Source organism: Streptomyces tatrensis (assembly GCF_049310065.1).
Taxonomy (GTDB): domain Bacteria; phylum Actinomycetota; class Actinomycetes; order Streptomycetales; family Streptomycetaceae; genus Streptomyces.
In genome coordinates, this window is record NZ_JBMDLB010000011.1 from 6502248 (window position 1) to 6522344 (window position 20097).

Annotated in this window: 19 protein-coding genes; 9 read left to right on the top strand and 10 right to left on the bottom strand. The window is 71.2% G+C overall.

Annotated features, from left to right (window positions below; genetic code table 11):
- The 5 genes from ACODT5_RS45625 to mce all read right to left on the bottom strand — a co-directional run bounded on the left by ACODT5_RS45625 (position 1) and on the right by mce (position 8244).
- Positions 1-759, bottom strand: a complete 759-nt coding sequence (locus ACODT5_RS45625; RefSeq protein WP_422524751.1) for an ABC transporter permease — start codon at positions 757-759, stop codon at positions 1-3.
- A 2-nt stretch (positions 760-761) separates the two neighbouring features.
- Positions 762-1775, bottom strand: coding sequence for an ABC transporter ATP-binding protein (locus ACODT5_RS45630; RefSeq protein ID WP_422524752.1), 1014 nt, complete (start codon positions 1773-1775; stop codon positions 762-764).
- A 128-nt stretch (positions 1776-1903) separates the two neighbouring features.
- Entirely contained in the window at positions 1904-2842 is a 939-nt protein-coding gene (locus ACODT5_RS45635) for a coiled-coil domain-containing protein (RefSeq protein ID WP_422524753.1), read from the bottom strand.
- A 202-nt stretch (positions 2843-3044) separates the two neighbouring features.
- Positions 3045-7634: a polarized growth protein Scy gene (gene scy / locus ACODT5_RS45640; RefSeq protein ID WP_422524754.1), complete on the bottom strand. Its 4590-nt coding sequence runs from the start codon at positions 7632-7634 to the stop codon at positions 3045-3047.
- 181 nt (positions 7635-7815) lie between these two features.
- Positions 7816-8244, bottom strand: a complete 429-nt coding sequence (gene mce / locus ACODT5_RS45645; protein ID WP_073773050.1) for a methylmalonyl-CoA epimerase — start codon at positions 8242-8244, stop codon at positions 7816-7818.
- Positions 8245-8381: 137 nt separating this feature from the next.
- On the opposite strand from mce, the gene ACODT5_RS45650 reads away from it, so the two are divergent.
- The 3 genes from ACODT5_RS45650 to ACODT5_RS45660 all read left to right on the top strand — a co-directional run bounded on the left by ACODT5_RS45650 (position 8382) and on the right by ACODT5_RS45660 (position 10830).
- Positions 8382-9578, top strand: coding sequence for an acetyl-CoA C-acetyltransferase (locus ACODT5_RS45650; protein WP_422524755.1), 1197 nt, complete (start codon positions 8382-8384; stop codon positions 9576-9578).
- Between the two features lie 96 nt (positions 9579-9674).
- Complete coding sequence (gene meaB / locus ACODT5_RS45655) at positions 9675-10715, top strand: methylmalonyl Co-A mutase-associated GTPase MeaB (RefSeq protein WP_422524756.1); 1041 nt, start codon at positions 9675-9677, stop codon at positions 10713-10715.
- 40 nt (positions 10716-10755) lie between these two features.
- Entirely contained in the window at positions 10756-10830 is a 75-nt protein-coding gene (locus tag ACODT5_RS45660) for a 50S ribosomal protein bL37 (RefSeq protein WP_099895366.1), read from the top strand.
- A 79-nt stretch (positions 10831-10909) separates the two neighbouring features.
- On the opposite strand, the gene ACODT5_RS45665 is transcribed toward ACODT5_RS45660, so the two are convergent.
- The 3 genes from ACODT5_RS45665 to ACODT5_RS45675 form a co-directional block, all read right to left on the bottom strand.
- Entirely contained in the window at positions 10910-11476 is a 567-nt protein-coding gene (locus tag ACODT5_RS45665) for a PepSY domain-containing protein (protein ID WP_422524757.1), read from the bottom strand.
- Between the two features lie 110 nt (positions 11477-11586).
- Complete coding sequence (locus ACODT5_RS45670) at positions 11587-12063, bottom strand: MarR family winged helix-turn-helix transcriptional regulator (protein ID WP_422525255.1); 477 nt, start codon at positions 12061-12063, stop codon at positions 11587-11589.
- A gap of 113 nt (positions 12064-12176) precedes the next feature.
- Positions 12177-12974, bottom strand: a complete 798-nt coding sequence (locus ACODT5_RS45675; protein WP_422524758.1) for an AIM24 family protein — start codon at positions 12972-12974, stop codon at positions 12177-12179.
- Positions 12975-13132: 158 nt separating this feature from the next.
- On the opposite strand from ACODT5_RS45675, the gene ACODT5_RS45680 reads away from it, so the two are divergent.
- Positions 13133-14356 (top strand): RNA-guided endonuclease InsQ/TnpB family protein, encoded by a 1224-nt coding sequence (locus tag ACODT5_RS45680; protein ID WP_422524759.1) that lies wholly within the window; start codon positions 13133-13135, stop codon positions 14354-14356.
- A 12-nt stretch (positions 14357-14368) separates the two neighbouring features.
- Here ACODT5_RS45680 and ACODT5_RS45685 read toward each other — a convergent pair whose 3' ends face one another.
- Together ACODT5_RS45685 and ACODT5_RS45690 are read right to left on the bottom strand one after the other, a co-directional pair.
- A complete protein-coding gene (locus ACODT5_RS45685) occupies positions 14369-15019 on the bottom strand; it encodes an AIM24 family protein (RefSeq protein ID WP_422524760.1) in 651 nt (216 codons plus the stop codon).
- A complete protein-coding gene (locus tag ACODT5_RS45690; RefSeq protein WP_422524761.1) occupies positions 15019-15657 on the bottom strand; it encodes an AIM24 family protein in 639 nt (212 codons plus the stop codon). Before ACODT5_RS45690 ends, ACODT5_RS45685 begins: the two co-directional genes overlap by 1 nt.
- Before the next feature lie 170 nt (positions 15658-15827).
- Here ACODT5_RS45690 and ACODT5_RS45695 point away from each other — a divergent pair, with 170 nt between their 5' ends.
- The 5 genes from ACODT5_RS45695 (at position 15828) to ACODT5_RS45715 (ending at position 20097) form a co-directional block, all read left to right on the top strand.
- Entirely contained in the window at positions 15828-16172 is a 345-nt protein-coding gene (locus ACODT5_RS45695) for a DUF3817 domain-containing protein (protein WP_422524762.1), read from the top strand.
- Positions 16169-16465 carry an MTH1187 family thiamine-binding protein gene (locus tag ACODT5_RS45700; protein WP_266904380.1) on the top strand — a complete coding sequence of 99 codons (297 nt, stop codon included), beginning with the start codon at positions 16169-16171 and terminating at the stop codon, positions 16463-16465. The genes ACODT5_RS45695 and ACODT5_RS45700 overlap by 4 nt, the downstream gene beginning before the upstream one ends.
- A 195-nt stretch (positions 16466-16660) precedes the next feature.
- Entirely contained in the window at positions 16661-17479 is an 819-nt protein-coding gene (locus tag ACODT5_RS45705; RefSeq protein WP_422524763.1) for an excalibur calcium-binding domain-containing protein, read from the top strand.
- A 58-nt stretch (positions 17480-17537) separates the two neighbouring features.
- Positions 17538-18164 carry a C39 family peptidase gene (locus ACODT5_RS45710; protein WP_422524764.1) on the top strand — a complete coding sequence of 209 codons (627 nt, stop codon included), beginning with the start codon at positions 17538-17540 and terminating at the stop codon, positions 18162-18164.
- A 169-nt stretch (positions 18165-18333) separates the two neighbouring features.
- Positions 18334-20097, top strand: coding sequence for a glycosyltransferase family 2 protein (locus tag ACODT5_RS45715; protein WP_422524765.1), 1764 nt, complete (start codon positions 18334-18336; stop codon positions 20095-20097).

Sequence of the window (20097 nt, forward strand, 5' to 3'; positions counted from 1 at the left end):
TCAGGCGTCCCTCTTCTTGAGGACGAGGTAGCCGCCGATGACCGAGGCGGCCACCCACAGGAGCATGATCCCGAGGCCGGCCCAGGGGCCGTAGGGGGTTTCCGGGTTCCCGAAGGCGTTGGGCACGACCAGCATGATCCTGGATCCGGCGTTGCTGGGCAGGTACTGGCCGACCGACCGGGTCGCCTCGAAGCCCGCGAGCAGGTTCGAGACGATCAGGAAGAACGGGATCAGGAGGCTGATCGAGGCGACGGAGCTGCGCAGCATGGTCGCCACACCCATGCAGAACAGGGCGAGCAGTGCCATGTACACGCCGGCGCCGACCACGGCGCGGAGAACGTTCTCCTCGCCGAGGCCGATGCCGAAGTCGCCGAGGAGTGCCTGGGTGAGGAAGAACGATACGAAGCTGGTCAGCAGTCCGACGGCCAGGGCCAGCGCCGTGGCCACGGCCATCTTGCCGAGCAGGAAGCTTGCGCGGTTGGGCACCGCGGCCAGCGAAGTGCGGATCATGCCCGTGCTGTATTCGGTGCTGACGACCATCACGCCGAAGACGATCATGGCCAGCTGTCCGAACTGCAGCGAGCTGAAACTCATCGCGGTCGGGTCGAAGGCCAGCTCGGTGTTACTCGTGTCGTAGGTCGCGGCGAACAGGGCGGCGAACCCGACGGTGACGAGGAAGACCAGGGCGAGCGTCCAGCTGGTGGAGGCGACGGTGCGGATCTTGGTCCACTCGGATCGGAGGACGGCAGGATAGGACATGGTTACTTGCCGTCCTTGCGGGTCGCCTCGAAGCCGGCGCCCCAGGCGGGGACGTCGGCCGGCCGGGCCGGATTGTCGGGGGACATGCCCGGGGACCCCAGGGTTCCCGGAGCGTGGGCGTGGTACTCGACGGAGTCCGCCGTCATGCGCATGAACGCTTCTTCCAGTGAAGCCCGTTGCGGGCTGAGCTCGTGCAGGACGATCTGGTGTTGGGCGGCCAGTTCGCCGAGCCGCTCCGAACCCACGCCGTCGATCTCCAGCGTCCCGGTGGCCGGAACGCTGATGGCGTCGATCCCTTCCGCGTGCAGGACGTCCTTCAGCCGTTCCTGCTGCGGAGAACGGACCCGCACGTAACTGCGCGAGTTCTGCTGGATGAAATCCGCCATCGACGTGTCGGCCAGCAGCCGTCCCTGTCCGATCACGATCAAATGTTCGGCGGTGAGCGCCATTTCGCTCATGAGATGGGAAGAGACGAAGATCGTCCGGCCTTCCGCCGCGAGACCCTTCATGAGATTGCGGATCCAGAGAATTCCCTCCGGGTCCAGACCATTGACGGGCTCGTCGAACATAAGGATCTCCGGATCGCCGAGCAGTGCGGCGGCGATGCCGAGGCGCTGGCCCATGCCCAGGGAGAACCCCTTCGGCTTCTTCTTTCCCACGGCCGTCAGTCCGACCAGGTCGAGCACCTCGCCGACCCGGCTCTGCGGAATGCTGTTGGCCTGGGCGAGGCAGAGCAGGTTGTTGTACGCGCTGCGGCCGCCGTGCATCGCCTTCGCGTCCAGCAGTGCCCCGATGTACTTCAGTGGCTCCGGCAGGTCCCGGTAGTGCTTCCCGTCGATCCGGACCGTACCGCTGGTCGGATTGTCGAGGTCGAGCATCATGCGCATGGTCGTGGACTTCCCCGCCCCGTTGGGGCCGAGGAAGCCGGTGATCACCCCCGGTTTGACCTGGAAGCTGAGGTTGTTCACGGCGGTCTTCGCGCCGAATCGTTTCGTAAGGCCCTCAAGCTCGATCATTCCGCCACGCTAGAACGCCCGAGGGCCCTACGCCACCTCTCACGGGTGACGAAGGGCCCTCGGTGTCGAAGCGGATTGTCGCCTTCCGGCAACCATCCGGCGACTGCGACTGCGACTGCGAATGGTGACTAGCGGCTCTGCTGCGCCGGAACGCCGCGGGTGACCGGCTCGTCGTCGATCGGCGCGGACGCGGCGGCGACCGCCGCACCCGTCAGCGTCGCCAGCATCTCGCGGACGTTGGTGAGCTGCGCATTGATCGAGTCGCGGCGGTTGGTGAGCGCCGCCAGCTCGCGCTCGGACTCGCTGCGGATCCGGTCGGCCTTGGCGTTCGCGTCGGCCACGATGTCCTCGGCCTGGCGCTGCGCGGTCTCCACGGTCTGGCGGGCGCGGCGCTCGGCGTCCGTACGGAGCTTCTCGGCCTCCAGGCGCAGCTGCTCCGCGCGGTGCTCGATCTCCGCGAGACGCTTTTCGGCCTTGGCCTGACGGCCGGCCAGGTCGCGCTCGGACTGCTCGCGGCGCTTGGCCAGGTTGGTCTCGAAGTCCGCGGCGGCCTGGGCGGCCTTGGCGCGGGTCTCCTCGAAGAGCGCGTCGGCCTCCTCGCGCTTGGAGGCGGCGTCCTTCTGGGCCTCGGTGCGCAGGGTGGAAGCGTCGCCCTTGGCCTTCTCGACGATCCGGACGCCCTCGTCCTCGGCGGTCGACTTCCGGTCGGCGGCGAACGACTCGGCGTCGTTGCGCACCTGCTGGGCGGCCGACTCGGCGAGCTCGCGGTGCTGCTCGGCCGCGCGACGGGCCTCCTCACGGAGGTCCTTCGCCTCCTCCTCGGCCAGGCGCAGGATCTTCTCGACCCGGGCGCCGAGACCGGCGTACGACGGCTCGGCGTCGCTCACCTGAGCCTGGGCGTTCTGCGTCTCGAGGTGCAACTCCTCGATCCGCTTTTCCAGAGAGTTGATACGTCCGAGGGCGCTGTCACGGTCGGAGACCAGCTTGGTGATGCGGTCGTCCACCTGACCGCGGTCGTAACCACGCCGCACGAGCTCGAAGCCGAAGGGGGAGGATGTGTCGCTCATGGGGTTCCTGTCGAATGAGACCGATGAGGTGCTACGCGGGGTGTTAGGTGTTAAGGGGAATCCTAGGCGCCAAGACGGCGTGTCATCGAGTCAATCCGCGTTTGATCTGGACAATGACACCCCTTTTGAGTGGCAAGGCGACAGAATGCTTGTCACTCGTTCGCCTGAACCTCCATCAGGAGCACAGCGTCGAGCACGCTGACTAGCCCTCTGACGTCTTGCCACCCGAACGAGTGGAACCCGCTGTCGCACCGGCCTTCACGCCCCCCGCGCCCTGGCCGCCGACCCCGGGCTTCGCGCCGGCCGAAGGCGCCTCGAATGATTCCAACGCCTCAAGAACGTCCTGGACACGGGAGATCTCCGCCTGAATGTCCTCGCGCCTGCGCACGAGGACCTCCAGCTCGCGCCGGCCCTCCTCGACGAGCCGCTCGGCCTCCGCCTTCGCCTCCGCGAGAGCGCCCTCGGCGACCCGGACCAGCTCGGCCTTCTTCTGCTCGGCCTCCTTGAGCAGCGCCTCCGCCTTGCGCACCGCCGCGATGCGGACCTTGCTCGCCTCGCTGCTCGCGTCCGACACCAGCTCCTTGGCCTTCGCATCGGCCTCGACGCTCTGCTCGGTCGCCGCCCGCACCAGCTTGTCCACGCGCTCGCCGGCCGACTTCATCTGCTCGGCCGACTCGCGGCGGGCCCGCTCGTGCAGCTCCTCGACCTCCGCCTCGACGCGGCCGCGCAGCTCCTCCGCCCGATCCCTTATGGCCGCCGCGTCGCTGCGCGCCCCGACCAGCAGTTCGTCGGCGTCCGTACGGGCCTTCTCCACCAGGGAGTTGCCCTCCACGGTCGCCTCCGAGGAGATCCGCGCCGCTTCCTTGCGCGCCGCGTCGACCATCGCGTCCGCCTGCTCCTCGGCCGCCGTCGTGGCGGCCAGAGCCTGCTTCTGCGCGTCCCCGGTGAGCTTCTCGGCCTCCGAGGAGGCCTCCGTGATGAGCCGGTCGACCTGGCTCGCAGCCTCGCTGCGGCGCTTGTTGGCCTCTTCGCGGGCCTCGTCCAGCACCCGCTCCGACTCGGTGCGCGCCTCGCCCCGGATCCGCTCCGCCTCGGTCGCGGCCTCGGCCTTGACCCGCTCGGCCTCGGACCGGGTACGGGTCGCGTGCTCCTGCGCCGAGGACAGCGCCTCGGAAGCCTCCGCGCGCAGCCGCTCGGCCTCGTTCGCCGCCTCGCCGACCGTGCGCTCGGTGTCCTTGCGGGTCTGCTCGGTGAGCCGGTCCGCCTCCGCGACGGCCTCGCCGACCAGGTGGTCCGCCTGCTCGGCGGCCTCGGTACGGATCCGGCCCGCCTCGGCGCGCGCCTCGTCCAGGGTCCGCTCGGACTCCCGCTCGGCGCCCGCCAGGGTCTCGTTCGCCGCGACCGTGACCCGGTCCGCCTCCGCGGTGGCCTCGCCGATGATCCGGCCGCCCTCCGCGCGGGCGTCGTCCAGGGTGCGCGCCGCCTCGGCCCGCAGCCGGTCGGCCTCGGCCGCGGCCTCGCCGACGGTGGCCTCGTTGGCCGTGCGCGTCTCCTCGACGAGCCGGTCGCCCTCGGTGCGCGCGTCGACGAGGATCCCCGTCGCGTCCCGCTCGGCCCCGGCCAGCGTCTGCGCGGCCTGCGCCGTGAGCTGCTCCGCCTTCGCCTTCGCCCCGTCCAGGGCGGCGGCCGCCTCGGCGCGCAGCGCCTCGGCCGCGGCCTCCGCCTCGCCGACGGTCAGCGCGTTGGCCGCGCGGGTCTCCTCGGTGAGCCGCTCGGCCTCCGCAGCCGCCCCGGTGATCAGGTGGTCCGCCTGCTCGGCGGCCTCCGTGCGCAGCCGGTTCGCCTCGGAACGGGCCTCGTCCAGCGTGCCCGCGGCCTCGGTACGGGTCGCCTCCGCCGCGGCCTCGGCCTCGGCCGTGAGCCGGTCCGCCTCCGCCTGGGCCTCGCCGACCGTGGCCTCGTTGGCCGCGCGGGTCTCCTCGGTGCGGCGCTCGGCCTCGGCCGTGGCCTCCGCGACGATCCGGCCGCCCTCGGTGCGTGCGGCCTCCAGGGCCTCCGCGGCCTCGCCGCGGATCCGGTTGGCGTCGTCCCGGGCGTCGGCCTTCGTACGGGCCGCGTCACGCTCGGAGGCGGCCAGCGCGTCGGTGGCCTCCGTGCGCACCCGCTGGGCGTACTCCGCCGTGTCCGTGCGCAGCTGCTCGGCCTCGGCGATCGCGTCGCCGACCGTGCGCGCGGCCAGCTCCTTCGCCGCGTCCGTCTCGGTGCGCGCCTCGCTGCGGACCCGGTTGGCGTCCTCGGTGGCCCGCTCCCGCTCCGCGTACGCGTCGGCGCGGACCCGGCCGGCCTCTTCCTCGGCCTCCGTCTTCGTGCGCTCCGCGGAGTGCTCCGCCGCGCTGCGCAGTCCCGCGACCTCTTCCTCGGCCTGCTCGTGCAGCCCGGCCACGGCATCGCGCACCTGCTGGGCGGTGGCCTCGGCCGCCGCGACCACCTCGGACGCGCGCCGCTCGGCCTCCTCGGTGAGCCAGACCGCCTCGGCCGTGGCCTCCTCGGAACGCTTGCGGGCCTGGGCGAGGAGCTCCTCGCTCTCCTCCCGGGCCTGCGCCCGCTCGCTCTCCGCGTCCGTACGGGCCGACGCCAGGGTCTCCTCGGACTCCCGGCGGCGCCGGGCGGCCTCGTCCTGCGCGGCGGCCAGCGCCTCGGCAGCCTCCTGCGCGACCCGCTCGGCGGCGGCCTTGGCCTCCGCGCGCAGCCGGTTCGCGGTCTCCTGCGCCTCGGAGCGCAGCCGCTCCGCCTCCGCCTCGGCCTCGCCGGTCAGCCGCACCGCGGTCTGCTCGGCCTCCGCGCGGACCCGGCCGGCGTCCTCGGCGGCTTCGGTGCGCAGCTGGCCGGCCTCCGCCTCGGACTGCGCCTGCAGCGTGCGGATCCGCTCCGCGGACTCCGCGCGGAGCCGGTCGCTCTCCTCGGTGGTCTCCTTGCGGATGTTCTCGGCGGCGGCCCGGGCGTCGCGCAGCGTCTGCTCGGCCGTCGTCAGGCGTCCCTCGGCGTCGGTGTGCAGCCGGACGAGCTCCTCGTCGGCCTCCGCCCGCTTCGCCGCCAGCGCCCGCTCGGTCTCCTCGCGCCGTACGGCCGCCGCGGCGTCCGCCTCGGCCCGTACCGACTCGGCCTCTTCCTCGGCCTCCGCGCGCAGCCGCTCGGCTTCGGCGCGGGTCCGCTCCAGGGTCTCCTCGGCCTGCCTGCGCAGGGTGGTGGCCCGCTCGACGGCTTCGCCGCGGACCCGCTCGCTCTCGGCGTTGGCTCCGGAGCGCACCTCGTCGGCGTCGGCCCGGGACTTGCCCAGCAGCTCCTCGGCGGTGCGGGCCGCCTCCTCGATCTGCTGGACGGCCTCGCGGCGGGCCTCGCCGCGGATCCGCTCGCCCTCGGCGACGGCCTCGGCGCGCAGCTGCTCGGCCTCGCCGCGCAGCCGGCGGGCCTCCTCCTGGAGCTCGACCGTACGGGCCCGGTACTCCTCCGTGTCGTCCTTCGCGGCGCCCTTGAGCTCGTCGGCCGTGGCCGCGGCCTGGGCGCGCAGCCGCTCGGCCTCCGCCTCGGCCTCGCCGCGGATCCGCTCGGCCTCCTCGGACGCCGCCCGGGTGGTGGCGCGGGCGTCCTCCGAGGCCTTGTTCAGGACCTCCTCGGCGGTGCGGGCCGCCTTCGCCAGCTGGGCCGCCGTGTCCTCGGCCGCCGCGGTACGGGCCTGCTCGCCGGCCTCCGCGCGCAGCCGCTCGGTCTGCGCTCGGGCATCGGCGAGCGCCTGCTCGGCCTCGGCCTTGAGGGTCTCGGCCTCCTTGTTGGCCTGGCCGACCAGGCGGGCCACCTGCTCCTTGGCCGTACGCGTGCGCTGCTCGTTGACGGATTCCGCCGAGGCGAGCTGCCGTGCGGCGCTCTCCTTGGCCTCCGCGAGCAGCTTCTCCGCGGCGGCGCGCGCCTCGCGCAGGGCCCCTTCGGCCTCCTGGGTGCGCTGCTCGGCGACCCGGCCCAGGTCCATCGTCTGGCGGCGGGTCTGCTCGGCCTCGGCGGAGGTGGTGGAGCGCAGCCGCTCCGCGTGCTCGGTGGCCTCCTGGGCCTGCGCGGAGGCGGCGGTCAGCAGCCGCTCGGCCTCCTTGCGGGCGCGCAGCAGCGTCGACTCGGCTTCGGCGCGGGAGGATTCGTTCTCGGAGGCGAGCCGGCGGGTGGCCTCGGAGGCGACCCGGGCGGCCTCGGCGCGGGCGGCGTTCAGGGTCTGCTCGGCCTCGACGCGGGACTCGTCCATGAGCCGGCGGGCCTGCGATTCGGTGCGGGCGCGCAACTGCTCGGCCCAGGCCACGTTCTCGTTGACGTGGGCTTCCACCGTCTGGCGGCGCTCGCTCAGCTCCTGGTCCAGGCGCTGGCGGCGGTTGACGGCCTCGGCGTGCAGTTCGGCCTGGAGGCGCGCCTGGTGCTCGGCGTGCTCCTGGAGGATGCGCTGGGTCTGCGCCCGTACGTCGCGCAGTTCGCGCTCGGCGTCGGAACGCATCTGGTCGGCCTGGATCTGGGCATTGCGGAGCAGCTGCTCCGCCTGGTAGCCCATGTCCGCGCCGTCGTAGGCGGGGCGGGACGCCAGATTGCGGCGTACCTCGTGGAGCTTGGCGCGCAGCACCTCGACCTGGTACCCCAGGTCATCGGCGTGCTGGACGGCCTTCCCGCGTTCCTTCTTCAGCCGCTCCATCTCGGCTTCGAAGCGCGAGAGATGGTCGGCCTCGGCCTGATGGCTCTCCTGGCTTTCGTAGCCCCGCACAGCGCGGTCCCATCCGTCCCCTGGTCGCAAGCCCGATCCCAAACGAGCACCGTCCGCCCGCTGAACGACGCCCCCGGGGAATGGTGTCAGATTCCGGGTCGGGCGATACAGGCCCCGACCCCGTCTCCGCACCGAACCCCGGCCGAGCCAAAGCCACTCTACCGGCCGGGGAAACGGGACATCAGTGCTCGGGGCTGCTCGTGACCAGTTCGGTGAGGACGCCGTGGCAGTCCTTGGGGTGCAGGAAGGTGATCGAGGAGCCCATCGAGCCGGTGCGGGGCTGGTCGTAGAGGACGCGGACGCCCTTGCCGCGGATGGCCTCCGAGTCGCCCTGGACGTCCTCGGTGCCGAAGGCGATGTGGTGGACGCCCTCGCCGTTCTTGGCCAGCCACTTGCCGACCGCGGAGTCTTCGCGGGTGGGCTCCAGGAGCTGGAGGTAGGAGGCTCCGCCGTCGGAGGTCTCGTTGATCTTGAGCATGGCCTCGCGGACGCCCTGCTCCTCGTTGACCTCGGAGTGGAACACCTCGAAGCCGTACGTGGCACGGTAGAACTCAACCGTCTTGTCCAGGTCGAAGCAGGCGATCCCGATGTGGTCGATTCTTGTCAGCATGGACACAGTGCAGCGCTACCGGAGCCGGTTACGCAACGTGCGCGCGATCACACTGACGCGCCGGTGACGGCACGGGTACCGCTCAGTACATTCGGGTAAACCCTCGTTCACTCCTCATCTTCAAGGGGCTGTGCTCCATGTCCGGAACGAACAACACCACGTCAGTGATCGTCGCCGGGGCCCGCACGCCCATGGGGCGACTGCTCGGCTCGCTGAAGTCCTTCTCGGGTGCCGACCTCGGCGGCTTCGCCATCAAGTCCGCGCTGGAGCGGGCCGGGATCTCCGGCGACCAGGTCCAGTACGTGATCATGGGCCAGGTGCTCCAGGCCGGCGCGGGCCAGATCCCGGCCCGCCAGGCCGCCGTCAAGGCCGGGATCCCCATGAACGTCCCCGCGCTCACCATCAACAAGGTGTGCCTCTCGGGTCTCGACGCCATCGCCCTGGCCGACCAGCTCATCCGCGCCGGGGAGTTCGACATCGTGGTCGCGGGCGGTCAGGAGTCCATGACCAACGCCCCGCACCTGCTGCCGAAGTCCCGCGAGGGCTTCAAGTACGGCGCCATCGAGATGCTCGACGCCATGGCGTACGACGGTCTCACCGACGCCTTCGAGGACATCCCGATGGGCCTGTCCACCGAGACGCACAACACCCGCCTCGGCATCGAGCGGGCCCCGCAGGACGCGTTCGCGGCCACCTCCCACCAGCGCGCCGCCGCCGCGCAGAAGAACGGCGTCTTCGAGGCCGAGATCACCCCGGTCGAGATCCCGCAGCGCAAGGGCGAGCCGGTGGTGTTCTCGCAGGACGAGGGCATCCGGGCCGAGACCACGGTCGAGTCCCTCGGCAAGCTGCGTCCGGCCTTCGCGAAGGACGGCACCATCACCGCCGGCACCTCCTCGCAGATCAGCGACGGCGCCGCCGCCGTGGTCGTGATGAGCAAGGCCAAGGCCGAGGAGCTGGGCCTGGAGTGGCTCGCCGAGATCGGCGCCCACGGCAATGTGGCGGGCCCGGACAACTCGCTCCAGTCGCAGCCCTCCAACGCGATCCTGCACGCCCTGAAGAAGGAGGGCCTCGGCGTCGAGGACCTCGACCTCATCGAGATCAACGAGGCCTTCGCGGCGGTCGCGGTGCAGTCAATGAAGGACCTGGGCGTGACCCCGGAAAAGGTGAACGTCAACGGTGGCGCCATCGCCCTGGGCCACCCGATCGGCATGTCCGGCGCCCGCGTGGTGCTGCACCTGGCGCTGGAGCTCAAGCGCCGCGGCGGCGGGGTCGGCGCGGCCGCCCTGTGCGGCGGCGGCGGCCAGGGCGACGCCCTGATCGTCCGCGTCCCGTAGGGGGAGGGGCGGCCGTCCGGCCGCCCGCACCCGTAGCCGTAGCCGTATCCCGTGCGAGACCCGCGGGACCCGCGAGAACGAAGGAGCGCAGCAAGAATGACGGCGGTGGACGTCCCCCAGCTGGTGGCCCAGGCCCGTGAGGGCAGGCCGCGAGCGGTCGCCCGGCTGATCTCGCTGGTCGAGGGGGCGTCCCCGCAGCTGCGCGAGGTGATGGCGGCGCTGGCGCCGCTCACGGGCAACGCGTACGTGGTGGGCCTCACCGGCTCCCCGGGAGTCGGCAAGTCCACGACGACCTCGGCGCTGGTCTCCGCGTACCGGGAGGCGGGCAAGCGGGTCGGCGTCCTGGCCGTCGACCCGTCCTCGCCGTTCAGCGGGGGCGCGCTGCTCGGCGACCGGGTGCGGATGTCGGACCACGCCTCCGACCCGGGGGTGTACATCCGCTCCATGGCCACCCGCGGCCACCTGGGCGGACTCGCCTGGGCCGCCCCGCAGGCGATCCGGGTGCTGGACGCGGCCGGCTGCGAGGTGATCCTGGTCGAGACCGTGGGGGTCGGGCAGTCGGAGGTGGAGATCGCGGCGCAGGCCGACACCTCGGTGGTGCTGCTGGCCCCCGGGATGGGCGACGGGATCCAGGCCGCGAAGGCGGGCATCCTGGAGATCGGCGACGTCTACGTGGTGAACAAGGCCGACCGGGACGGCGCGGACGCCACCGCCCGGGAGCTGAACCACATGCTGAGCCTGGGGGAGTCCCGGGGCAAGGGCGACTGGCGGCCGCCGATCGTCAAGACGGTCGCGGCGCGCGGTACGGGCATCGACGAGCTGGTCGAGGCGCTGGAGAAGCACCGGGCGTGGATGGACGAGCGCGGGGTGCTGGCGCAGCGGCGTACGGCCCGGGCCGCGCGCGAGGTGGAGACGATCGCGATCACCGCGTTGCGGGCCCGGCTGGCCGACGTGCACGGCGACACCCACCTGGAGGCCCTGGCCGGGCGGGTGGCGGCGGGCGAGCTGGATCCGTACGCGGCCTCGGACGCGCTGCTCGCGACCCTGACGGAATCGGCGGAAGCGGCGGAAGCGGAGGAAGCGGAGGAATCCGCGGAACCGACGGAACCGGATGCGGAGCCCGGGGGCCGGTCATAGACTGGCGAACGCCCGGAATGCCCCAACGCAGGGAGGTTTCATGGCGAAGCGCGGCAACAAGAAGCGAGCCCGCAAGAAGAAGAAGGCCAACCACGGAAAGCGTCCCAACGCCTGACCGTGCGGACTGACCACATACGGAAGCCGCACCCCGTCCACGGGGTGCGGCTTCCGTACGCGTGGGGCCGGGCCGGGTCCTAGCCGTTGTCGTCGTTGTCGCTGTCCGAGTGGGAGACGGTGGCCTTGCCGGACGTGGGGTCCACGTGGACGTTCGTGGTGCTGCCGCCGGACTTGACCTCCACGTCCCAGTAGGTCGTGTTGTTGTTGTCGTCATCGTCGTCCCACTGCACCGACCAGACCTGGCCGGGATGGGCCGCGACCGCGGCCTTCATGGCCTGCTGGGCGGTGACCTTCGCGGCGACCAGGGCGGCGTCCTCGTCCCCGTCCTCGTCGTTCTGGTCCGTGTTCTCGACGGTGACCGCTCCCGTGGCCGCGGTGACGAGCAGCTCCGTGTCGGTGCCGCCGTCCTTGCCGATCACGTTCACGTGCCAGACCGGGCCGTCCTTGTCGAGGGACTCGATGACTCCGGGATGGCTCTTGAGGGCCGCCGCGGCGGCCCCCTCGGCATCGACCGCGGCGCGCAGGGGCGCGGAGAGGCGGCCGGTGGCCGCTTCGGCCGTGGACGCGGCGGCGGCCGCCACCGGCCCTGCGACCAGCAGGACCGCGGCGGCCGCGGCCGACGAGACGTACAGGGTGCGCTTCATGGCGTGACCTCCTCAGGCCGGCCATGGCGCTTACGGTTGCTCGGCGGCGGCCGGCGAGCGAGCGTTACCGCCCATTCTCCGGCCTGCGGCCGAGGAGCGCCGCTCGGGGCTCAGGCCTTGCCGCGGCCCGCGCGCAGGTGCTCGGCGACCGGTCCGAGCGCGGCGCGCAGCGCGGCGATGGCGTCCGGGTCGAGCAGGTCGATGAAGTGCCGGCGGACGGACGCCACGTGGTGCGGGGCGACCTTGCGCATCGTCTCCATGCCCTCGGGGGTGAGGACGGCGTAGAGCCCGCGGCGGTCGGACTCGCAGTTCACGCGGCGGACGAGGCCCGCCGTTTCCATGCGGGTGATCTGGTGGGAGAGCCGGCTCTTGGACTGCAGGGTGGACGTCGCGAGATCGCTCATCCGCATCCGGTGTTCCTCGGATTCGGAGAGGTTCACGAGGATCTCGTAGTCGTTGTTGGTGAGCCCGAACGGCTGGAGGTCCTTTTCCAGCTGGTGCGACAGCAGTCTGCTGACGTCCAGGTGGGTGCGCCAGGCGCACTGCTCGGCGTCGTTCAGCCAGGGGGTGGCCGTCTCGGTCTCGATGGTCTCCATGAAAGAACTCTACCTAAGAAGTTGAATTACGTACAAAAATGCGGCGGAGTGAGAGGTTTCCTACAGCTACAGCTACAGCTACAGCTACAGCTACAGCTACAGCGCTACAGCCCGAAGCGCCTCTGGAGATCACCGAGCTGCCCCGGCATCCGCGGTACGCCGCTCTGGCCCAGCGGACCCTGTCCGGGCACGCCCTGGGCGTTGCCCGTGGCCGCGCCGGCGCCCACGGTCCCGACCGCCTGCTCCGCCATCAGCATCTCCGAGGACTGGAGCAGCACCGTACCCGCGCCGACGAACTCGAACTGGTGCTCCTCGCCCGAGGAGCCCCCGATGCCCGTCAGCGAGCGCAGGCCGCCGATCACGCCCGACATGTACTTGTGGTCGTAATGGTGGCAGGGGGAGGGGCAGTCCGCCCACCCGACGAGCGCCTGCGGGTCCACGCGCAGCGGCGGCTCCATGAACACCACCGGCCCGTTGGAGGCCGCCACGAACTTGCCGGTCCCGATCAGGGTGAGGAAGCCCGGCACGATCGACTGCTTGAGCGCGAGCGTGGGCTGGTAGGCGAGCAGGTTGCCCGACCGGATGGTCAGGTTGCCGTTGTCCAGGTCGTACGAGTTCACGTCGAAGGCCCGGTCGGCGAGCAGCATCTTGCCCTGGCCCTCGGCCACCACCCAGTCGCTCGCGTGCAGCGGGGAGTGGAAGCTGGTGCGCAGCAGCCGGTCGAACCGGCCGTGGCCGATGCCGTTGAACTCGATGCGCCCGTAGTAGGCGATCATCTTGCCCTTCTGCAGGAACCACTGGCTCCCCTTGAGCTCCACGCAGAAGGTGTAGGCGTTGACGTTGTCGTCGGACGGCAGGGTGTACGGGTCGAAGACGGTCGGGCCACCAGGTCCGCCGGTCACGGGACCAAAATTCACCGGGTCTCTCCCAGGGTGCTCCGGGCTTCGGCCCGGGGAGGAATGGGCCCCGCCATCGTAGGTGCGGATCGTCGGACTTTTGCTTGCATCTGCCGTGACCTGCGCTTTCCGGCGTTGTCAGTGGGCTGGTCTAGGTTGATCGTGTGACGGCATATCAGGGGGCGGAGGAGACCGGGCATGCCCGGTTCACCTACCGGCTTCGTGTGTCGTCGACCGCTCTCGCCAAGCTGTTGGGCGAGTGGGCGCGGTGCCGGTGGGTCTGGAACGAATGCTGCGCTCGGTCGAAGAAGGCCCGGGCCGAGGATGAGATGTGCGGTCCGGCCCGGCTGGACAAGATGCTGACGGAAGCCCGCAACCGCAACACCTGGTTGGGTGACGGGAGCAGCGTTCCGCAGCAGCAACTCGTGCGGGACTTCGGGAAGTCCCGTACCAAAGCCTTGAAGGACATCAAGGCCAGGTTGCCGATGGGGCAGCGGGCGGGCATGCCGAAATACAAGAAGAAGCACGCGGCCGACCCGAGCCTGAACCACACCCGGCGCGGGTTCCGGATCAAGGACGGCCGCCTGCATCTCGCGGGTGGCATCGTCCTGACCGTGGTGTGGTCCCGCGACCTCCCGGCGGACCCGTCCTCTGTGCGGATCTACCGCGACACCCTCGGACACTGGTACGTCTCCTTCGTCGTCGCCACCGAAGCCCAGCCGCTCCCGGACACGGGTGCGGTGATCGGCATCGACTGGGGTGTGAAGGAGACCGCGACCACCACCAGCGACGCCCACGACCTCCCGCACGCCGAGCACGGCAGGACGTCGGCCGTCAGGCTCGCTCGCTACCAGCGGATGATGGCCCGCCGTAGACCAGTGAAAGGCAAGCCCGGGTCGAGGGGCTACCGGACGGCGCGCAAGCTGGCGGCGAAGCTCCACAAGAAGGTGGCCCGGCAACGTCAGGACAGTGGTCGAAAGTGGGCCAAGACCGTCGTCCGCGACCACGACGCCCTCGCGGTGGAGGACTTCCGGCCGAAGTTCCTCGCCAAGTCGACCATGGCCCGCAAGGCCGCCGACGCGGCGATCTCCGCGACCAAGACAGCCCTGATCGCGATGGCCCGTAAGCACGGACGCATCGTGCACCTTGTCCATCCCGCGCACACCACGATGGATTGCGCGCAGTGCGGAGCGAGAACCAAGCACGCACTACCTCTCTCAGAACGTACCTACACCTGCACCGCGTGTGGAGCGGTGTCCTCCAGGGACAAGAACTCCGCACGTGTGATGTTGGTCCGGGCTGGTCTCAACCCGGCTGGTGCCGATCGTGTAAGAGCTGATGGACCGCAGGTCCACAGCCGACGTGAGCCAGGAATCCCCGCCCCATAGAGCGGGGAGGATTCAAAGCTTCTCCTCCGAGGCCTGTACGTACACCGCGCCCTGTCCGGACAGCTCCAGCTGGAACGCCTCGCCCGAGCCGCGCCCGACCATGTCCCGCCAGCCCAGCGCCGTGGACAGCTTGTTGCGGACCTCGCCGTGGTGGGCGACGTAGGCCTGCGGGTCCACGTGGATCGGGCGGTTCGGGTGGATCGGCAGCTCGATGACCCCGCCGTGGGCCATCACGGCCACCGAGCCGTGGCCCTTGAGGGTGGTGGTGAACAGGCCCTGGCCCGTCACCTGGCCGCGGACCATGCCCATGACCCCGCCCTGCGCGCCCATGAACATCGTGCCCTGCTGCAGGGTGCCGTCGAAGGCGAGCAGCCGGTCGGCCTCCACGTAGAGCGTCTCGCCCGTGAGGCTGATCACCTGGATGTGGTGGCCGCCGTGGCCGAACATCACGCTGCCGCTGCCCTCGACCTCCATCAGCGGGGTCTGCTCGTTCGCCACGCGGCGCCCGATCATGCCCATCACGCCGCCCTGGCCGCCGGTCAGGCTCGGGGTGAAGGAGACCTCGCCGCGGTAGGCGAGCATCGCGCCGCGCTGGCTGTACATCTTCTGCCCCGGTACGACCTGGGCCTCGACCATCTTCGAGTTGATCTCGCGGAACGGCATCAGACGTCGCCCCCGATGGTGTTGCGCTCGCTGGGCTGCACGTACACCAGGCCCTCGCCCTCGAAGCGGATCTGGAAGGACTCGCCGGAGCCCTCGCCGATCAGCGTGCGGAAGTTCACACCGGACTGGAAGGACTGCTGGAGGTTGCCGGTGTGCGCGATGTACGCCCCCGGGTCGACGGAGAGCGGGTACTGGGCGCTGACGCGCAGCACGACCGCCGGGCCGTCGGACATGATCGCCGCCTGCCCGCTGCCTTCGACGGTGGTGGTGAACAGGCCGTTGCCCGTGCTCGCACCCCGCAGGCCGGTGAAGGTGGTGCCGGTGCGCAGGCCGGCATCGGTGCACAGCAGGTTGCTGGACTCGACGTACAGCTTCTCGCCGCGCAGATTGACCAGATTGATCTCACTCGCCCGGTCGGCGAAGAAGCAGGTGCCGTGCCCCTGCACTTCCATCACGGTCATCTGCTCGCCGGTGAGCCGCCGGGTCACCATTCCGCGGAGGCCTTCGCCGCCGCCGGTCATCTTCTTGAAGGCCATCTGGCCGTCGTACGCGACCATGGCGCCGTTTTTCGCTTTCACGGCGTCCCCGGTCAGGTCGACGGCGAGCACCTTGCTGCCTTGGAGTCGGAACTGAGCCACGGGAAGACGGTATCCGCAGCGGGCGGCACCGAACAGGGCCCGTTGGCCGATATCCGTCACGGTTCGGTACGGTCCGCCCCGGTCCGCGGGACCACGGGCCCCGCGCCAAGATCGCCCGGAGCGGCTGAGACACTGGGACGGACCCCCGGCATCCATCCCGAAGGTTCCACGTGGACATCAAGACCGCTTCCGCCCTGCACCGGCTGCGCCTCATCTCCGTACCGGAGGCGCTCTCGTTCCCGGCGCTGCTGATCTTCGGCTCGGTGCTGAGCCGGATCTCGGACATCGACTACCTGATGATGCCGCTCGGCGTCATCCACGGGATCCTGTTCGTCATCTACGGCGTCTTCCTGCTGGACGTCTGGTTCAAGGCGAAGTGGCCGCTGAAGAAGGTCGTGCTGTTCTTCCTGCTGGCGCTGGTCCCCTTCGGCGGGCTCTACGGCGACCGCCTCCTCAAGCGCGACGAGTCGGCCGGCGTGCTCGCCGCCCGCGCCCGTGAGGCGGCCCGCGCATGATGATCGCGTTCTCGGTGACCCCGCTGGGCGTCGGCGAAGAGGTCGGCGAGTACGTGGCCGACGCCGTCCGCGTCGTCCGGGCGTCGGGGCTGCCGAACCACACGGACGCCATGTTCACCACCATCGAGGGCGAGTGGGACGAGGTGATGGACGTGGTCAAGCGCGCGGTGGCCGCCGTGGAGGAGCGGGCCCCCCGGGTCTCCTTCATCCTCAAGGCCGACATCCGTCCCGGCGTCACGGACGGCATGACGTCCAAGATGGAAACGGTGGAACGCCACCTCGCCGGGGGCTGAGCCACCCGCGAGCCCCTCGGAAGCTCCCGCGCGGCCCCTCGGTTCTCCGGAGATCGGTCCGGTGGATTCGAGGGGCTTCGTCGTGTCCGGAGCCGATCCGGGGCCGGTCCGGGGCCAATGTTTCGTACTGATCAGTACGACTTTCGCATTTATGTACGATCGCCGGGCCCGGCACGCATCAGCAGAAGGACGCCCGTGAGCTACCCGCCGCCGTACTCCCACCCGCATGCGCCCGTACGGCGTTGGTGGCACCATCCGGCACTGATCATCACCCTGCTCGTCGTCTTCCCGCCCGGTGGCATCGCCCTCGCGTGGACCAGCGGCTGGAGCAAGGGCAAGAAGATCACCGCCACGGTCCTCGCCGGTCTCTGGTTCTTCGCCCCCTTCATGGGCGATCCGCCGGAGAAGACCGGGACCGACGCGAAGCCGAAAGCGGTGGTCACGAACGAGGCCGCCGCGACAGCCACCGCGACACCCGCGCCTTCCGCGACCGTGACGCCCACGCCTTCGGCGACCGCGCCCCCGGCCCACCCGAAGATGCCGAAGGTCATCGGCCTCACCTTCGCCAAGGCGACCGAGACCCTCGAGCCGATCGGGCTCAAGTCGGTCGAACCGGAGAGCGCCTACGCCGACGTCACGCTGCCTGCTGCCGCGGGCAGCTGGAAGGTCTGCTTCCAGGACCCGGCCGAGGGCAAGGAGATCCAGGCCCCGAAGACCACGAGCGCCCACCTCAAGGTCGTGGCACCCGGCACGGCCTGCCCGGGGGCGGCAGGCGCCAGGCTGCATCCGGACCCCGAGCCCACACCTGAAGCGCCCGGCGACGGGGACGACTCGAGCAGCTCTTCCTCGGGCGGTTCGTCGACCGGTGGTTCGTCCACGGGCGGCGGAGGCGGCAGCGTCTACTACAAGAACTGCACGGCCGTTCGCGCCGCGGGAGCCGATCCGATCCGTCGCGGCGACCCCGGTTACGGCCGCCACCTGGACAGGGACGGCGACGGCGTGGCCTGCGAGTAGCGGGCCCGCGCCGGGGCCGCCCGGGCGGGCGGTCTCCCGTAGAGCAGACTCCGGAGGCATGACCGCCTCCACGATCAAGCACGCCGTCCCGTACTACTCCCAGTGGGAGTCCGCCGCGCTGGTGCCCGAGTTCGTCGCGGGGGCCGACGCGGCCCGGGACCCGCTGTGGGCCGGGTCGGGGGCCGGGTCCCCCGAGGAGTACGCCTTCTGGGCGCCCCGCATGTGCGGAGTGGCCTGTCTGCGGATGGTGCTGGGGAGCCTGGGGCTCCCGGTGCCGCCCTCGGTGGAGCTGGTGAAGGAGCTCTGCGGGGCCGGGGCGTACGTGCGGGACGGGGACGCCGTGCAGGGGCTGATCTATCAGCCGTTCGCCGAGTACGTGAACGCCCGCTGGGGCCTGGACGCCCGCTCGGAGCCCCGGCTGGATCACGGGAGCATCCGGGACGCGCTCGCCGGGGGCGGGGTGGCGATGCTGTCGGTGCATTGGTCGATCCGTTCCCCGGCCGCCGCGCCGGGGCCCCGGGGCGGCCACCTGGTGCTCGCCGTCGGGGCCACCGAGGACGCCGTCCTGGTGCACAATCCCTCCGGCTTCCCCGACGGCACCCAGCAGTACGCGCCCGTCCCCTGGGCCGACCTGGACCTCTTCTACGCCGGCCGCGGCATCCTGCTCGGCGGCCGGACCGGCTGAGGGGCGCGGCCGGGGCGCCGGCGCCCGCGCTTCCCGCTGCGGTGACCCGTTCGGCCCTGTCCGCAAGGGCACGGAACGGAACCGCCCGGGTGGGTGCATCCGTTCGACAGGCCGAGGCATCTCCCGTTTCGTTGGGAGACGTACCCCGGTTTCGAGCGCTGGAGGAACCGTGCGGCAGGAAGCCTTCGACTACGAGACCCACAGCCGACTGGCCGGCCCCTGCGAGGAGCCGGACCCCGCCGTCGCCTACCAGGTGAAGTACCGCTCCCTGCTCGCGCGCGAGCAGCTGCGGACCCGAATACGGGCCGTCGCGCTCATGACGCTCGCCCCCGTCGCCGCCACCGGACTGCTGCTCTACCTCGTCTGGCCCACGCACCGCACCGTCCGGGAGGGCGGCGAGACCTGGCTGGTGCGGCTCGACGCCGTGATGCTCGGATCCGTCGCCCTGATCATGCTCTTCATGGTGGTCAACGTGATCTCGATCGCCCACGCCACGATGGTCGCCCGGGACCCCGTCCCCGTCCCCGCCGAACCCGGCACCCGCGTCGCCTTCCTCACCACCTACGTCCCCGGCAAGGAACCCCTCTCCATGGCGGCCGCCACCCTGCGCGGGGCCGTCGCCGTCCGCCACGACGGGCCGCTCGACGTCTGGCTCCTCGACGAGGGCGACGACCCCGGGGCCAGGGAACTGTGCGCGGCGCTCGGCGTGCGCCACTTCACCCGCAAGGGCGTCGCCGAGTGGAACACGGCGAAGGGGGCCCACCGGGCGAGGACCAAGCACGGCAACTACAACGCCTGGCTCGCCCGGCACGGCGCGGACTACGACTACTTCGCCTCCGTGGACACCGACCACGTGCCGCTCCCGCAGTACCTGGAGCGGATGCTCGGCTTCTTCCGCGACCCCGACACCGCCTTCGTCGTCGGCCCGCAGGTCTACGGCAACTACACCGCCCCGGTCACCAAGGCCGCCGAGTCCCAGCAGTACCTCTTCCACGCGCTGATCCAGCGCGCGGGCAACCGCTACGGCGCCCCCATGTTCGTCGGCACCAACAACGCCGTCCGGATCAGCGCCCTGCGCCAGGTCGGCGGGCTCTACGACTCCCTCACCGAGGACATGGCCACCGGCTTCGAGCTGCACCGCAGCAGGAACCCCGCGACCGGCAGGTTCTGGCGCTCCGTCTACACCCCCGACGTGCTCGCCGTGGGGGAGGGCCCGAGCACCTGGACCGACTTCTTCACGCAGCAGCTGCGCTGGTCGAGAGGGACGTACGAGACCCTCCTGCGGCAGTACTGGCGGGGCTGCTTCCGGATGCCCCCGGGCCGCTGGCTCAACTACACCCTGATGCTCGTCTACTACCCGATGACCGCCGTCAACTGGCTCCTCGGCGTCCTCAGCTGCGTGCTGTTCCTGTGGTTCGGCGCCTCCGGCACCCAGGTCTCCTCCGAGGTCTGGCTGATGCTCTACACCGACGCCGCCGCCCTCCAGATCGGCCTGTACCTGTGGAACCGCCGCCACAACGTCTCGCCCCACGAGCCGGAGGGCTCCGGCGGGCTCGCCGGCATGGCGATGTCGGCCGTCTGCGCGCCGGTCTACCTGATGTCGCTCGGCTCGGCGGTGCTGCGCACCCGGGGCCGTTTCATCGTCACCCCCAAGGGCGCCGTCGCCAGCCCCGACCGGCCCGCGACCTTCCGCATCCACCTCTTCTGGGCCGCCGTCCTGCTCGTCTCCCTCGCCGCCTCCGTGCGCTACGAGCACACCCACGCGGCCATGCGCGTCTGGGCGGTCCTCGCCCTGGCCGTCACCCTCGCCCCGCCGGCCGCATGGGCCGTGACGGAGCTGCGCGCCCGGAGCGCCCGGGCCGCGCCCGGCGGGGGACCCGAACCGGGTGAGGGACCGGAGCAGGCCCTCGCGACGACCGCGGGAGGGAACTGA

Excerpts from the sequence above, each read along its gene's own strand:
- ACODT5_RS45700 (WP_266904380.1), top strand. The coding sequence starts at position 16,169 with ATGATGATCGCGTTCTCGGTGACCCCGCTGGGCGTCGGCGAAGAGGTC.
- ACODT5_RS45650 (WP_422524755.1), top strand. The coding sequence starts at position 8,382 with ATGTCCGGAACGAACAACACCACGTCAGTGATCGTCGCCGGGGCCCGC.
- ACODT5_RS45625 (WP_422524751.1), bottom strand. The coding sequence starts at position 759 with ATGTCCTATCCTGCCGTCCTCCGATCCGAGTGGACCAAGATCCGCACC.
- meaB (WP_422524756.1), top strand. The coding sequence starts at position 9,675 with ATGACGGCGGTGGACGTCCCCCAGCTGGTGGCCCAGGCCCGTGAGGGC.
- ACODT5_RS45710 (WP_422524764.1), top strand. The coding sequence starts at position 17,538 with ATGACCGCCTCCACGATCAAGCACGCCGTCCCGTACTACTCCCAGTGG.
- ACODT5_RS45665 (WP_422524757.1), bottom strand. The coding sequence starts at position 11,476 with ATGAAGCGCACCCTGTACGTCTCGTCGGCCGCGGCCGCCGCGGTCCTG.
- ACODT5_RS45635 (WP_422524753.1), bottom strand. The coding sequence starts at position 2,842 with ATGAGCGACACATCCTCCCCCTTCGGCTTCGAGCTCGTGCGGCGTGGT.
- ACODT5_RS45685 (WP_422524760.1), bottom strand. The coding sequence starts at position 15,019 with ATGCCGTTCCGCGAGATCAACTCGAAGATGGTCGAGGCCCAGGTCGTA.
- mce (WP_073773050.1), bottom strand. The coding sequence starts at position 8,244 with ATGCTGACAAGAATCGACCACATCGGGATCGCCTGCTTCGACCTGGAC.
- ACODT5_RS45630 (WP_422524752.1), bottom strand. The coding sequence starts at position 1,775 with ATGATCGAGCTTGAGGGCCTTACGAAACGATTCGGCGCGAAGACCGCC.